General features: G+C 61.0%; 15 protein-coding genes. 11 read left to right on the forward strand and 4 right to left on the reverse strand.

Features of this window, described 5'->3' with window-relative positions; translation table 11 throughout:
- Positions 1-19: 19 nt before the first annotated feature.
- Positions 20-925, forward strand: a complete 906-nt coding sequence (argB, locus tag IHQ43_RS28590; RefSeq protein WP_007954443.1) for an acetylglutamate kinase — start codon at positions 20-22, stop codon at positions 923-925.
- A gap of 70 nt (positions 926-995) precedes the next feature.
- On the opposite strand, the gene pyrE is transcribed toward argB, so the two are convergent.
- The gene (pyrE, locus tag IHQ43_RS28595) at positions 996-1,640 is read right to left on the reverse strand and encodes an orotate phosphoribosyltransferase (protein ID WP_007954442.1); all 645 of its coding nucleotides are present in this window, start codon (positions 1,638-1,640) and stop codon (positions 996-998) included.
- 82 nt (positions 1,641-1,722) lie between these two features.
- On the opposite strand from pyrE, the gene IHQ43_RS28600 reads away from it, so the two are divergent.
- A complete protein-coding gene (locus IHQ43_RS28600; RefSeq protein WP_007920349.1) occupies positions 1,723-2,502 on the forward strand; it encodes an exodeoxyribonuclease III in 780 nt (259 codons plus the stop codon).
- Positions 2,503-2,599: 97 nt separating this feature from the next.
- Here IHQ43_RS28600 and IHQ43_RS28605 read toward each other — a convergent pair whose 3' ends face one another.
- A complete protein-coding gene (locus IHQ43_RS28605) occupies positions 2,600-2,968 on the reverse strand; it encodes a DUF4870 domain-containing protein (RefSeq protein ID WP_192562851.1) in 369 nt (122 codons plus the stop codon).
- Between the two features lie 29 nt (positions 2,969-2,997).
- The gene (rph, locus tag IHQ43_RS28610; protein WP_192562852.1) at positions 2,998-3,720 is read right to left on the reverse strand and encodes a ribonuclease PH; all 723 of its coding nucleotides are present in this window, start codon (positions 3,718-3,720) and stop codon (positions 2,998-3,000) included.
- 269 nt (positions 3,721-3,989) lie between these two features.
- Between rph and IHQ43_RS28615 the strand changes: the two genes are divergently transcribed.
- From IHQ43_RS28615 to IHQ43_RS28640, 6 genes are all read left to right on the forward strand, one after another.
- The gene (locus IHQ43_RS28615) at positions 3,990-4,853 is read left to right on the forward strand and encodes a YicC/YloC family endoribonuclease (protein WP_016770639.1); all 864 of its coding nucleotides are present in this window, start codon (positions 3,990-3,992) and stop codon (positions 4,851-4,853) included.
- Positions 4,854-4,865: 12 nt separating this feature from the next.
- Positions 4,866-5,486, forward strand: a complete 621-nt coding sequence (gene gmk, locus IHQ43_RS28620) for a guanylate kinase (protein ID WP_003229498.1) — start codon at positions 4,866-4,868, stop codon at positions 5,484-5,486.
- A gap of 168 nt (positions 5,487-5,654) precedes the next feature.
- Positions 5,655-5,918, forward strand: a complete 264-nt coding sequence (gene rpoZ / locus IHQ43_RS28625) for a DNA-directed RNA polymerase subunit omega (protein ID WP_003229503.1) — start codon at positions 5,655-5,657, stop codon at positions 5,916-5,918.
- Positions 5,919-5,975: 57 nt separating this feature from the next.
- Positions 5,976-8,081: a bifunctional GTP diphosphokinase/guanosine-3',5'-bis pyrophosphate 3'-pyrophosphohydrolase gene (gene spoT, locus IHQ43_RS28630; RefSeq protein ID WP_007954439.1), complete on the forward strand. Its 2,106-nt coding sequence runs from the start codon at positions 5,976-5,978 to the stop codon at positions 8,079-8,081.
- A 24-nt stretch (positions 8,082-8,105) separates the two neighbouring features.
- On the forward strand, positions 8,106-8,486 hold the full coding sequence (locus tag IHQ43_RS28635) for a RidA family protein (RefSeq protein ID WP_003229509.1): 381 nt from the start codon (positions 8,106-8,108) through the stop codon (positions 8,484-8,486).
- A 72-nt stretch (positions 8,487-8,558) separates the two neighbouring features.
- The gene (locus IHQ43_RS28640) at positions 8,559-9,299 is read left to right on the forward strand and encodes a putative periplasmic lipoprotein (RefSeq protein WP_007954437.1); all 741 of its coding nucleotides are present in this window, start codon (positions 8,559-8,561) and stop codon (positions 9,297-9,299) included.
- Between the two features lie 139 nt (positions 9,300-9,438).
- Here IHQ43_RS28640 and IHQ43_RS28645 read toward each other — a convergent pair whose 3' ends face one another.
- The gene (locus IHQ43_RS28645) at positions 9,439-10,296 is read right to left on the reverse strand and encodes an SDR family oxidoreductase (protein ID WP_192562853.1); all 858 of its coding nucleotides are present in this window, start codon (positions 10,294-10,296) and stop codon (positions 9,439-9,441) included.
- 188 nt (positions 10,297-10,484) lie between these two features.
- On the opposite strand from IHQ43_RS28645, the gene exbB reads away from it, so the two are divergent.
- The 3 genes from exbB to IHQ43_RS28660 are packed head-to-tail and all read left to right on the forward strand — an operon-like array spanning position 10,485 to position 12,616.
- The gene (gene exbB, locus IHQ43_RS28650) at positions 10,485-11,438 is read left to right on the forward strand and encodes a tonB-system energizer ExbB (RefSeq protein ID WP_192562854.1); all 954 of its coding nucleotides are present in this window, start codon (positions 10,485-10,487) and stop codon (positions 11,436-11,438) included.
- Between the two features lie 6 nt (positions 11,439-11,444).
- Positions 11,445-11,873 (forward strand): TonB system transport protein ExbD, encoded by a 429-nt coding sequence (exbD, locus tag IHQ43_RS28655; RefSeq protein ID WP_007954431.1) that lies wholly within the window; start codon positions 11,445-11,447, stop codon positions 11,871-11,873.
- The gene (locus IHQ43_RS28660) at positions 11,870-12,616 is read left to right on the forward strand and encodes a TonB family protein (protein ID WP_192562855.1); all 747 of its coding nucleotides are present in this window, start codon (positions 11,870-11,872) and stop codon (positions 12,614-12,616) included. Before exbD ends, IHQ43_RS28660 begins: the two co-directional genes overlap by 4 nt.
- Positions 12,617-12,833 lie beyond the last annotated feature (217 nt).

Consider the following 12,833-nt stretch of genomic DNA (forward strand, 5'->3'; position numbering starts at 1 on the left):
GATTCACCCGGAGCCCTGAATGACCCTCGAACGCGATGCCGCCGCCAACACTGCCAAGGTCCTGTCCGAAGCGCTGCCTTACATCCGCCGATACGTCGGCAAGACCCTGGTGATCAAATACGGCGGCAACGCGATGGAAAGCGAGGAGCTGAAGACCGGCTTCGCCCGCGACATCGTCTTGATGAAAGCCGTGGGTATCAACCCGGTCGTGGTTCACGGCGGCGGCCCGCAGATCGGTGATCTGCTCAAGCGCCTGTCGATCGAGAGCCATTTCGTCGACGGCATGCGCGTCACCGACGCCGCGACCATGGACGTGGTGGAAATGGTCCTCGGCGGCCAGGTCAACAAAAGCATCGTCAACCTGATCAACCGTCACGGTGGCAGCGCAATCGGCCTGACCGGTAAAGACGCCGGGCTGATTCGCGCGAAGAAGCTCACCGTCACCCGCCAGACCCCGGAAATGACCCAGCCGGAAATCATCGACATCGGCCATGTGGGCGAAGTGGTCGGAATCAACACCGAACTGCTGAACCTGCTGGTCAAAGGCAACTTCATCCCGGTGATCGCGCCGATCGGCGTGGGTGAAAACGGCGAGTCGTACAACATCAACGCTGACCTGGTGGCTGGCAAGGTTGCCGAAGCGCTGAAAGCCGAGAAGCTGATGCTGCTGACCAACATCGCCGGTCTGATGGACAAGTCGGGCACCGTGCTGACCGGACTGAGCACCCAGCAGGTCGACGACCTGATCGCCGACGGCACCATCTACGGCGGCATGCTGCCGAAGATCCGCTGCGCGCTGGAAGCGGTTCAGGGCGGCGTGGGCAGCTCGCTGATCATCGACGGCCGTGTACCGAACGCGATCCTGCTGGAAATCTTCACCGACACCGGTGTGGGTACGCTGATCAGCAATCGCAAGCGCCCATAAGCGATCGCGTAAACAAAAAGACCCCGCTCAGCCTGACTGAGCGGGGTCTTTTTTTGCCCTGAAGAAACGATCAGACGCCGAACTGGGCGCGATAGGCTTCAACGGCTGGCAGGTGCTGCTTGAGCTGCGGGTCGTCAGCCAGGAATTCCAGCACCTGGTTCAGCGACACGATGCTGATGACCGGGATGCCGAAATCACGCTCGACTTCCTGAATCGCCGACAGCTCACCGTTGCCGCGCTCCTGGCGGTTCAGGGCGATCAGCACGCCGGCAGCCTTGGCGCCGTCCTGGGAAGCGATGATCTGCATCACTTCACGGATCGCGGTGCCGGCGGTGATCACGTCGTCGATGATCAGCACTTCACCAGTCAGCGGCGCGCCGACCAGGCTGCCGCCCTCGCCGTGAGCCTTGGCTTCCTTGCGGTTGAAGCACCATGGCAGGTCACGGTTATGGTGCTCGGCCAGCGCCACGGCCGTGGTCGCTGCCAGCGGGATGCCTTTGTAGGCCGGGCCGAACAGCACGTCGAACGGAATACCGCTCTCGGCGATGGCTGCGGCGTAGAAACGACCCAGCTGCGCCAGGGCCGAACCCGAGTTGAACAGGCCGGCATTGAAGAAGTAAGGACTGGTGCGCCCGGACTTCAGGGTGAACTCACCGAAGCGCAAAACGCCGCGATCGATGGCAAAACGAATGAAATCGCGCTGATACGCTTGCATGAAAAAAACCCCAAATACCACGGATTTAGCTAATTAGCTTGACGCCGTGTATCATACACGCACGCGATTTTTGGGGCCATTTATGCGGATCATCAGTGTGAACGTCAATGGTATTCAGGCTGCAGTCGAGCGTGGTTTGCTCAGTTGGCTGCAGGCACAGAATGCCGACGTCATCTGCCTGCAGGACACCCGTGCCTCCGCCTTTGAACTGGACGACCCAGCCTTCCAACTGGATGGCTACTTCCTTTATGCCTGCGATGCTGAAGTCCCTGCCCAAGGTGGCGTGGCTTTGTATTCGCGGTTGCAACCGAAGGCTGTCATCAGCGGTCTCGGATTCGAGACGGCCGACCGCTACGGGCGCTACCTGCAAGCAGATTTCGACAAAGTCAGTATTGCCACCTTGCTGCTTCCTTCGGGGATGAACGGCGATGAGGACTTGAACCAGAAGTTCAAGCTCATGGACGACTTCGGCAAGTACCTGGACAAACAGCGGCGCAAACGTCGCGAGTACATTTATTGTGGCTCGCTGTACGTCGCGCAGCAGAAGCTCGACATCAAGAACTGGCGCGACAGCCAGCAATCCCCGGGTTTCCTGGCGCCGGAACGCGCCTGGATGGACGAGATTGTCGGCAACATGGGTTATGTCGATGCCCTGCGCGAAGTCAGCCGCGAAGGCGACCAGTACAGTTGGTGGCCGGACAACGAACAGGCCGAGATGCTGAATCTGGGCTGGCGCTTCGACTACCAGATCCTGACCCCGGGCTTGCGGCGCTTCGTGCGCAGTGCACGCCTGCCGCGTCAGCCACGGTTCTCGCAGCACGCGCCGCTGATCGTCGACTACGACTGGACGCTGACCATCTAAGCGTCCTATCGCAGACACAAAAAAACCGACATCACTGTCGGTTTTTTTGTGGGCGCTGATTTCTTTGCTTTTTTCTGCAGGAACTTCGAGCTGATCGTTATTTGATCAATCGCCAAGTGAACGGATAGCGGTAAGGGAACCCGTTATTCGCCTTCACCCCAGCAATAATCGGCAGCACAAACGAGCAAATGATCACCGGGATAATCAGGAGATACCCAATAAGCACCACCATCAGCCCCAGGCTGATGAGCGAAGCAATGGTGATCGTGATCTGAAAATTCAGTGCTTCCTTACCCTGCGCATCAATAAACGAGTCTTTCTCACGCTTCATCTGCCAGAGGATCAGGGGCCCGATCAAACTGCCAAATGGAAACCAGATCCCCAGCAAGCCGGACAAGTGACAAAACATCGCCCATTGACGAACCTCCTGGCTCGGCTGGGGCAGTAACTCTTGCTCATCACTCATCGCGCCCTCCTTGCGGGTTAAGAATCTGCTCAGTCGGCCAACGCCGCCGTTTGCAGTTCGAAGATCTCGCTCATGCCTTTCTTGGCCAGTTCCAGCATCGCGTTCAGCTCTTCAGGCTGGAACGGCGCGCCTTCGGCGGTGCCCTGCACTTCGATGAAACCACCAGTGCTGGTCATTACCACGTTGAGGTCGGTCTCGGCGGCGGAATCTTCAAGATAGTCCAGATCCAGCACCGGTTCGCCCTGGTACATGCCCACGGAGACAGCGCCGATCATTTGCTTGAGCGGGTCGCCGCCTTTCAGGCCGCCGCGCTTCTTGATCACTTTCAGTGCATCGACCAGCGCAACCATGGCGCCGGTGATCGACGCGGTGCGGGTACCGCCGTCGGCCTGGATCACGTCGCAGTCGACGTACAGGGTGACGTCGCCCAGCTTGGACATGTCCAGCGCGGCGCGCAGGGAACGGCCGATCAGGCGCTGGATTTCCAGGGTACGACCACCCTGCTTGCCACGGCTCGCTTCACGCTGGTTACGCTCGCCGGTGGCGCGCGGCAACATGCCGTATTCGGCGGTCAGCCAACCCTGGCCCTGACCTTTCAGGAAACGTGGCACGCCGTTTTCGACGCTGACGGTGCAGATGACCTTGGTATCACCGAATTCGACCAGTACCGATCCCTCGGCGTGTTTGGTGTAGTTGCGGGTAATGCGGATCGAGCGGAGCTGATCGGCAGCGCGACCACTTGGACGTTTCATAGGAGATACCTGTACTGGGGACGGAAAACTGCGGAGCATTATAGAGCCGCGCACCGCGCCTGGGCACTCGTTAAAAAATCCGGCCGACGACCGAAGGCCCTGAAACGCGCTTTGCCGACGGCCTGCAGCCCTTTGTCACACCGTGTGTTTGGGCGCATCCACCGCACTGCGCTACAATCCTGCGCCTTTGCTGCCAGTCGGCTTATATTCATTGAGATCGTCCGCGCGGAACGTCGTTTCCGCGCCGATCTGCATTGCGAGGTACCACCATGGTGCACAGCATGACCGCCTTCGCCCGCGTCGAAAAAGCCGGCGTCCAGGGCACCCTGAGCTGGGAACTGCGCTCGGTCAACAGCCGCTACCTGGAACCCCACCTGCGTCTGCCGGAGTCGTTTCGCGACCTCGAGGGCGCCGTCCGCGAAGCCCTGCGCCAGGGACTGTCACGCGGCAAACTGGAATGCACCCTGCGCTTCACCGAGGAAAGTACCGGCAAACCGCTGCAGGTGGATCGCGAGCGCGCTGCGCAACTGGTCGCCGCGGCCGAAACCGTCGCCGGTCTGATCAAGAACCCGGCGGCGCTGAACCCGCTGGAAGTGCTGGCCTGGCCGGGCGTGCTGGTTGCCGACGCCACCGACCCGCAGGCGCTGAACGCCGAAGCGCTGGCCCTGTTCAATCAGGGCCTGAAAGACCTCAAGGCCGGCCGCGAGCGCGAAGGCGCGGAGCTGGCCCGCCTGATCAACGATCGCCTGACCTCCATCGAGGAAGACGTGGTGACCCTGCGCGAACTGGTTCCGCAGATGCTCGCCACCCAGCGCCAGAAAGTCCTCGACCGCTTCGCTGACATGAAGGCCGAACTGGACCCGCAGCGCCTGGAACAGGAAATGGTCATCCTCGCGCAAAAGAGCGATGTGGCCGAAGAACTCGACCGTCTGAGCACCCACATCATCGAAGTTCGCCGGGTGCTGAAATCCGGCGGTGCCGCCGGCCGGCGGCTGGACTTCCTGATGCAGGAACTCAACCGCGAAGCCAACACACTGGGCTCCAAGGCCTTCGACCCGCGCAGCACCCAGGCGGCGGTCAACCTCAAGGTGTTGATCGAGCAGATGCGCGAACAAGTGCAGAATATTGAGTAAGGCTACCCCGACATGACCCACAGCACCGGCACCCTGTACATCATTTCCGCCCCTTCGGGCGCGGGCAAGAGCAGTCTGGTCAAGGCCCTGACCGACGCCAACCCGGAAATCCGCGTTTCGATTTCCCACACCACCCGCGCCATGCGCCCGGGGGAAGTGGACGGCGTGAACTATCACTTCGTGACCCGCGAAGAGTTCGTGAAGATGGGCGAGCACGGTGACTTCCTGGAGCGCGCCGAAGTCTTCGGCAACTTTTACGGCACCTCGCAAAGCCGCCTGCAGCAGACCCTGGACGAAGGTCACGACCTGATTCTGGAAATCGACTGGCAGGGCGCCGAGCAGGTACGCAAGCTGATGCCGCAGGCCCGTTCGATCTTCATTCTGCCGCCATCGCTGCAAGCCCTGCACCAGCGCCTGACCAACCGTGGCCAGGACAGCGACGAGATCATCGACGGCCGGATGCGCGAAGCCGTCAGCGAGATGAGCCACTATGTCGAGTACGACTACCTGATCATCAACGACGATTTCGCCCATGCGCTGGATGATCTGAAAGCGATTTTCCGCGCCAATCAGCTGCAACAGAAACGCCAACAAGTGCGTTTCGGCAAATTGCTGGCTGAATTGCTGGGCTGAAACAGCACTTCCCAAAACCGCTGCAAGGGCTTTACATTGGCACTTGCAGCGCGTTGAAGAGTCTGGTCAAAAAATCAGCGCTTCCCTAATCGCTGGTGATTTTTTAAACTGTTGAGTCCGCTCGCCCAACCGGGCAGCGCGCATATTGCATTCGCTCCGAGGAATACCATGGCCCGCGTAACCGTTGAAGACTGCCTAGAACACGTGGAAAACCGCTTTGAGCTGGTCATGCTCTCTACCAAGCGTGCCCGTCAACTGGCCACCGGTGGCAAAGAGCCCCTGGTTCAGTGGGAAAACGACAAACCGACCGTAGTTGCGCTGCGTGAAATCGCTGAAGGCCTGATGAGCTACGAGTTCATCGCCGAGCAGGAAATCGTCCACGAAGACCCTGTCTTCGCTGCGTTCGAGGACGAGTCCAACGAGGCCGTCTAAGCTTATGCCTGGTCGACGTAGCACGGCGCGGGATCACAGCCTACGGCAGGAGACATCATGCCGAGCATAGACGCCCTCGCCGATCGCTTATCGACCTACCTCGGCAATGACCAGGTCAACCTGGTCCGCCGAGCGTATTTCTACGCCGAACAAGCCCACGACGGTCAACGCCGCCGCAGCGGCGAGGCGTACGTCACGCATCCTCTTGCGGTGGCGAATATTCTTGCCGACATGCACATGGACCATCAGAGCCTGATGGCCGCGATGCTGCATGACGTGATCGAAGACACCGGTATCGCCAAGGAAGCGCTGCAAGCGCAGTTCGGTGAAACCGTGGCCGAACTGGTCGACGGGGTCAGCAAACTGACCCAGATGAACTTCGAGACCAAGGCCGAAGCCCAGGCAGAAAACTTCCAGAAAATGGCCATGGCCATGGCGCGCGACATTCGCGTGATCCTGGTCAAACTTGCCGACCGCCTGCACAACATGCGCACGCTGGAAGTGCTGTCCGGCGAAAAACGCCGGCGCATCGCCAAGGAAACCCTCGAGATCTACGCACCCATCGCCAACCGACTGGGCATGCACGCGATCCGCATCGAATTCGAAGACCTCGGCTTCAAGGCGATGCATCCGATGCGTTCCGCGCGGATCTACCAGGCCGTCAAACGCGCCCGGGGCAACCGCAAGGAAATCGTCAACAAGATCGAAGAATCCCTTGGCCACTGCCTCGCCATCGACGGCATCCAGGGTGAAGTCAGCGGTCGCCAGAAACACCTCTACGGTATCTACAAGAAAATGCGCGGCAAGCGTCGGGCCTTCAACGAGATCATGGACGTCTACGCGTTCCGGATCATCGTCGACAAGGTCGATACCTGCTACCGCGTGCTGGGTGCTGTGCATAACTTGTACAAACCGCTGCCGGGACGCTTCAAGGATTACATCGCGATCCCCAAGGCCAACGGCTATCAGTCGCTGCACACCACGCTGTTCGGCATGCACGGTGTACCGATCGAGATCCAGATCCGCACCCGCGAAATGGAAGAGATGGCCAACAACGGCATCGCCGCCCATTGGCTGTACAAATCCAGCGGTGACGAGCAGCCGAAAGGCACTCACGCTCGCGCCCGTCAGTGGGTCAAAGGCGTGCTGGAGATGCAGCAACGCGCCGGCAACTCGCTGGAATTCATCGAGAGTGTGAAGATCGACCTGTTCCCGGACGAGGTCTATGTGTTCACGCCCAAAGGCCGGATCATGGAGCTGCCCAAAGGCTCCACGGCGGTCGACTTTGCCTACGCGGTGCACACCGACGTCGGCAACAGCTGCATCGCCTGCCGGATCAACCGTCGTCTCGCACCGCTGTCCGAACCGCTGCAAAGCGGTTCCACGGTCGAGATCGTCAGCGCCCCCGGCGCGCGGCCGAACCCGGCATGGCTCAACTTCGTGGTCACCGGCAAGGCGCGGACCCACATCCGTCATGCGCTGAAACTGCAACGCCGCTCCGAATCCATCAGCCTCGGCGAACGCCTGCTGAACAAGGTGCTCAACGGCTTCGACAGCGCGCTGGAACAGATTCCGGCCGAACGCGTTAAGGCGATGCTCACCGAGTACCGCCTCGAACTGATCGAAGACCTGCTGGAAGACATCGGCCTGGGCAACCGCATGGCCTATGTCGTGGCGCGCCGCCTGCTCGGCGAAGGCGAGCAATTGCCAAGCCCGGAAGGCCCGCTGGCGATTCGCGGCACCGAAGGCCTGGTCCTCAGCTACGCCAAATGTTGCACGCCGATCCCGGGCGACCCGATTGTCGGTCACCTGTCGGCAGGCAAAGGCATGGTCGTGCACCTGGACAACTGCCGCAACATCAGCGAAATCCGCCACAACCCGGAAAAATGCATCCAGCTCTCGTGGGCCAAGGATGTCACCGGCGAATTCAACGTCGAGCTGCGCGTCGAGCTGGAACACCAGCGCGGCCTGATCGCCCTGCTGGCCAGCAGCGTCAACGCAGCCGACGGCAATATCGAGAAAATCAGCATGGACGAACGCGATGGCCGCATCAGCGTCGTCCAACTGGTGGTCAGCGTCCACGACCGTGTGCACCTGGCCCGCGTGATCAAGAAACTGCGCGCCCTGACCGGGGTGATCCGCATCACCCGCATGCGTGCATAACCACCCCATTACAAGGAGTCATTCATGACCAAAACCGTTATCACCAGCGACAAGGCCCCGGCCGCCATCGGTACTTACTCTCAGGCGATCAAGGCCGGTAACACCGTTTACATGTCGGGTCAGATTCCCCTCGATCCAAAAACCATGGAACTGGTCGAAGGCTTCGAAGCCCAGACCGTCCAGGTATTCGAAAACCTGAAAGCCGTGGCCGAAGCCGCCGGCGGTTCGTTCAAGGACATCGTCAAGCTGAACATCTTCCTCACCGACCTGAGCCACTTCGCCAAGGTCAACGAGATCATGGGCAAGTACTTCGACCAGCCGTACCCGGCTCGCGCCGCCATCGGCGTGGCTGCCCTGCCAAAGGGTTCGCAGGTTGAAATGGATGCCATCCTGGTCATCGAGTAATGCGCACGGCGCGGCCTCAGATGCCGCGCCGACTGCTCTGCGGTAAAGAAAAGGTTTTGAAAGGATTCCACCATGCGCAAAGCGCTTGCTCTCTCGCTGCTCGCCATTTTCCTCGGCGGTTGCGCCAGCAACCCTGCCGACCGTGACATCAGCGGCACCTGGATCAACCAGGTGGCCATCGATGCCGCTGCCAAGGGCGGCCCCCTGCGCGAAGCGCTTCAGGCCTACGGCCCGAACCTGGAGTGGGACGTCAATACCAAGGCCGGCCAGGCCCGCTATACCAACGGTTTCGAAAACGTGGAAGGTCGCTTGCTGGGCGAACAGTCCGGTGCCTGGAAAGTCGACTTCTACGGCAGCTCCGCCAGCGAGCTGAAACGTGACGGCGGCCAACTGCAACAAGCTGCCAATGAAAACGAACCGGAACAGGTCTTCGACCGCGCGCAGATTCCGGTGCCGGAAGGCGCACCGATCGGTGCCAGCTTCGAACGTGCACTGTATTCGGCCTATCTGGGCGGCAACTGGACGATCACCAGCGGCCAGGGCGAAGGCGCCACCGTGCAGTTTCAGGCGGACGGACAAGTCTCCGGCCTGCCGGGGGCCGACCGCTATGCCCTGTGCCTCGCAGGCGATTGCGCGTCGATGAGCAGCGGCAACGACAGCATGTGGTTGCAGCAGAACGGTCAGGGCAATAACTGGATCTTTGTGCGCAAGGGCAAAGAACTGGAAATCCTGCAGGCCGTGAACACGGCACTGGCGGACGAACAACCGCAGTTCACCCCGGGTGAGCGCAAGTGGTTGCTCGAGAAGCAGTAACCCACCTCTGATGCTACAGAGATACCATGTGGGAGCGAGCTTGCTCGCGATGAGGCCATAGCATTCAACATTTGTGCTGACTGTTATGCCGCCATCGCGAGCAAGCTCGCTCCCACAGTTGTTTTGTAGCGTCTGGAAATCAGCATTTACCCTCAAGAATCGCGGCGTAACCCTCGCGATAACTCGGATACTTCGGCACCCAACCCAGCGCCTTCGCCCGGGCATTGCTGCAACGCTTGCTGCCAGTGCGGCGCACGCTCTCGTCTTCCGACCACTCGGTGACGCCCAGATACTCACGCAACCACGCCACCACCTCGGCCAGCGGCGCCGGCGCGTCGTCCACGCCGATATAGATGTCATCCAGCGCCACGCCCTTGCGATCCGCTTCCAGCAGAAACGCCATCAACCCCGCCGCGTCATCGGCATGGATGCGATTGCCATACAGCGGCGGATCCACTGCCACGCGATAACCACGGCGCACCTGAGTCAGCAGCCACTCACGGCCGGGGCCATAAATGCCGGTCAGGCGCACGATGCTAGCGGGAATGCCGCTGTTTAGCGCAACCTGCTCGGCCTCCAGCATCAACCGACCGGAATAACCTGCAGCGACGGTTTCGGATTTTTCATCGACCCATTCGCCGTTCTGCTGCCCGTAAACACTGCTGCTGGAAACGAACAGCAGCCGCTCAGGCTCCTGACCGTAATCGTTCAGCCAACCCAACACATGCTGCAGACCCTGCACATAAGCCGCGCGATAACCGGCCTCATCGTGATCGGTGGCCGCCGCGCTATACACCAGGTAATCGATAGCGCCCACCGGCCAGGTCGCCGGGCAATCCTCATTGAACAAGTCACCGGCCACACCGATAACGCCGTCCGGCAAACGTGAAATATCACGGCGCAGGCCATACACCTGGAAGCCGGCAGCCAGCAATTGCGTGGCCAGACGGCTGCCGACATCACCGCAACCGGCGATCAAAACAGAAGGCGCGGACATCAAAAATCTCCCATCGGAAAGCGACAGACTAGCCTCGGCAAGGGACGAGCGGCTAGCAATGAAGGAAAAAAAGCAACTCTATTACTTCTGTTAACAAGAATTACTTGCAATAATGCACGCCACTTTTGTTCTCGGCCTCACGAGGCCTGGAAGAGCATTACCGTTTTTCTATCTCAGGTCCGGCCAGCATGACACGCATTCAAAACTCCGCTTCGCCAACCAACCGACCTCGCGCCTGGAGCGCCGTCGCCGCTCTGCTGCTCAGCCTGATGCTGGCGCCAGTCGCCGCATTCGCTGACGCCCAGGCACCCGCCGCGCCAGCCGCCACCGAGCAAAGCGCTCCGGTCGCCGCACCTGCCGCGACCGACCCGGTGCAGGCCGTAGAGGCCAGCGCCGCCGACGCGCCGGAAGTCCTCGAAGCCGACAACACCCTGGGCATGGCCCACGACCTGTCGCCATGGGGCATGTACCAGAACGCCGACGTGATCGTTAAAGCCGTGATGATCGGCCTGGCCATCGCCTCGATCATCACCTGGACCATCTGGATCGCCAAGGGCTTCGAGCTGATGGGTGCCAAACGCCGCCTGCGTGGCGAGATCGCCGCCCTGAAAAAAGCCGCCACGCTTAAAGAGGCCAGCGCCACCGCTGCGAAGGAAGGCACCCTCGCCAACCTGCTGGTTCACGACGCGCTGGAAGAAATGCGCCTGTCGACCAACGCCCGCGAGAAAGAAGGCATCAAGGAACGCGTCAGCTTCCGCCTCGAACGTCTGGTTGCCGCCTGTGGCCGCAACATGAGCAGCGGCACCGGCGTCCTCGCCACCATCGGTTCCACCGCGCCGTTCGTCGGCCTGTTCGGTACCGTGTGGGGCATCATGAACAGCTTCATCGGCATCGCCAAAACCCAGACCACCAACCTTGCCGTCGTAGCACCGGGTATCGCTGAAGCGCTGCTGGCTACCGCACTGGGTCTGGTTGCCGCGATTCCTGCCGTGGTCATCTACAACGTCTTCGCCCGCTCCATCGCCGGTTACAAGGCTCAGGTGTCCGATGCGTCGGCTCAGGTGCTGCTGCTGGTCAGCCGCGACCTCGACCACCAGCCTGAGCGCAACAGCTCGCAACCGCACATGGTGAAAGTGGGGTAATCGGCCATGGGCCTGCATTTGAAAGAAGGCGCAGACGACGATCTGGCCGAGAACCACGAAATCAACGTCACGCCGTTCATCGACGTGATGCTGGTGCTGTTGATCATCTTCATGGTGGCCGCTCCATTGGCCACCGTGGACATCAAGGTTGACCTGCCTGCCTCGACTGCCAAACCGGCGCCGCGGCCGGAGAAACCGGTGTTCCTCAGCGTGAAGGCTGACCAGCGCCTGTTCCTGGGCGAAGACGAAGTGAAAGCCGAAACCCTCGGCGCCGCACTCGACGCCAAGACCCAGGGCAAGAAAGACACGACGATCTTCTTCCAGGCCGACAAAGGCGTGGATTACGGCGACCTGATGAGCGTGATGGATAATCTGCGCGCCGCCGGTTACCTGAAGGTCGGTCTGGTCGGACTCGAGAGCGCAGTCAAGAAATGATCACGACGCGCCATAAGCTGACGCGTTACAGCGGTAGCCTGGCCGTGGTGCTGGGTGTTCACGCGCTGGCCATCGCGCTGGCGCTGAACTGGACCGCCCGCCCGCCCATCGAATTGCCGCCGCAGGCAATGATGGTCGAGCTGGCACCGGTTCCGGCCCCGCCACCGCCCGCACCGCCGAAAGTCGTCACGCCACCGCAGCCACCGGCTCCGGTTGAAGAACTGCCGATCCCGAAACTGGCCGACGCGCCAAAAGCCGAGATCGCGGTACAGAAACCGAAGCCCAAGCCGAAACCAAAACCGCCGAAGCCGATCGAGAAGAAACTGCCCGATCCGCCGAAGGAGAAACCGTCCGAAGAGAAGCCGGCCGATACCCAGCCGACTCAGGCGCCGACGGAGAAATCCGCTCAGCCTGCACCGGGCCCCTCGCCTGCACAAATGGCCGCCAAGGCCAGCTGGCAAGGCACCCTGCTCGCGCACTTGGCCAAGTACAAAAAGTACCCGGCCAGCGCTCAGGCACGGGGCAAGGAAGGCTTGAACCGGCTGCGTTTCGTGGTCGATGGCGAAGGCAACGTGCTGTCGTTCGAACTGGTGGGCCGCTCCGGCAACGCCGATCTGGACCGGGCCACCCTGGAAATGATCCGCCGCGCCCAACCGCTGCCCAAGCCACCGGCCGACATGCTGACCAATGGCGCGATCGAAATCGTTGCGCCGTTTGTGTACTCGCTGGAACGCCGCCGCTAAGAAACACCGCAAAACCTGTGGGAGCGAGCTTGCTCGCGAAGGGGCCTTGTCAGGCAGGGCTGCTTCGACTGATACGCCGCTTTCGCGAGCAAGCTCGCTCCCACAGGGTTCAGCGCCAGCCGGAAGAATCCAGCCAAAAAGGCACCGAAAGGTGCCTTTTGCTTATCCATCCACGGCAAACCGGCATTGCCCGGTGTCGCATTCATCACTCAGTCTG

This window comes from Pseudomonas gozinkensis, from assembly GCF_014863585.1.
Lineage (GTDB): Bacteria > Pseudomonadota > Gammaproteobacteria > Pseudomonadales > Pseudomonadaceae > Aquipseudomonas > Aquipseudomonas gozinkensis.